This is a genomic window from Pseudomonas sp. Irchel s3b5, from assembly GCF_900187435.1.
Lineage (GTDB): Bacteria > Pseudomonadota > Gammaproteobacteria > Pseudomonadales > Pseudomonadaceae > Aquipseudomonas.
Genome location: NZ_FYDY01000067.1, coordinates 1 through 1,448, shown reverse-complemented (window position 1 = coordinate 1,448; position 1,448 = coordinate 1). Strand labels below are relative to the sequence as shown.

1 protein-coding gene is annotated in these 1,448 nt (G+C 58.9%); it reads left to right on the top strand.

The features are described 5' to 3' along the window. The first annotated feature begins 129 nt into the window (after positions 1–129). Positions 130–1,188, top strand: coding sequence for an IS110 family transposase (locus CKW15_RS27780; RefSeq protein WP_095153084.1), 1,059 nt, complete (start codon positions 130–132; stop codon positions 1,186–1,188). The last annotated feature ends 260 nt before the right edge of the window (positions 1,189–1,448 follow it).

Sequence of the window (1,448 nt, the reverse complement as noted above, 5' to 3'; positions counted from 1 at the left end):
TGTAATTGGATGGACTCGCCCACGCCGAGGCGTCAATGCGCCACGGTGGCAGTCTAAGAAGCCAACGGCAGCGAGGGCGAGTCCATGAAAAAGAATACGACGCTTAAACAGTCCCTGTCTTCAACCGATGTGTCGGCCTGTACGACAGTGGCGGTCGATCTTGCCAAGCAGGTCTTTCAGGTCGCAGGCGAAGACGCTCTGGGCCAGGTGCTTTATGAAGAACGCCTCAAATCGCGTGAAGCTTTCCACGCCTTCTTGCGCAAGCTGCCGCCCAACATTGTTGTGCTGATGGAAACCGGGCCAGGTGCTCAAGCCTGGGCACGACAGCTACAGGCTCAGGGCAATCTGGCGCGAATTCTGCCGGCCCAGCTTGTAGCCAAGCACCGCACCGGCGCGAAAAATGATCGCAACGATGTGTTGGCCATTTTGCGTGCGAACCGGGACCAAAAAATTATCGCGGTACCGATCAAAAGTGCCGCCGCACTGGCAATGCAGGCATTGCACCGTGCCCGACAAGGTTATGTACGTCGGCGCACCGCCACCAGTAATCAGATGCGTGGGCTACTGATGGAACATGGCGTTGCCTTGGCGCAAGGTGATGTTGCTATCAGTCAAACCCTGCCTCGGGTGCTGGAAGATGCCACCCAACCGCTGCCGGACATGTTGCGAGAACTGATCGACGAGTTGCTGGGTGAATGGCATCAGTTAGGCGAGCGGATAAACGTGTTGACCGGTCGCCTGGAGGCAGCTGCGAAGGAGGATGAAACAGCCAGGCGGCTGATGACCGTACGCGGCGTCGGACCGATCATCGCCACGGCGATACTGGCCAAACAGACCGAGCCGGAGCGCTTCGCCGATGCACGTCGCTTCGCTGCCTACTTTGGCCTGGTGCCTGATCAGAACAGCAGTGGGTCGAAGGTTCGCCTGGGGCGGATGTGCAAACGAGGCGATGGCTACGTGCGCAGCCTGATGGTGCAGGGGGCTCACGCGGTATTGAGGCAGCTGCGCCCAGATTCGGAACAGCCCGACGATCGTCGCTTGCAACGCTGGCAGAGTCGTCTGGGACGCAAGGAAGCGGCGGTACGGCTGGCCAATCGCAACCTGCGAATCATCTGGGTACTGCTACAGAATGACCAGACTTATCGCCGCCAACCGGCCGATGGCCGGCCGGCGGCGACAAGTTGTTGATCGACAGCGTTCTGCCACCGGGGCGCAAGTGCGCTCCAACCCCTGCTAGAAAACATTGACCCCAGGTCAGACCGTCGCGGATTGATGCCTGCGCTCCTACCGGCCTTCGAGGCCTGAATGTAATCGGCATACCGTGAGCTCAACCAATGTTGGCCAGAAGCCAAAGATGGCTTCCTCGAATAGGCCTTATACATAGATGCAACCGGGTAGCAGTGTTTAAAAAGCAGGTAGACAGTGGGGGCGAGTCCATACATAGGAGC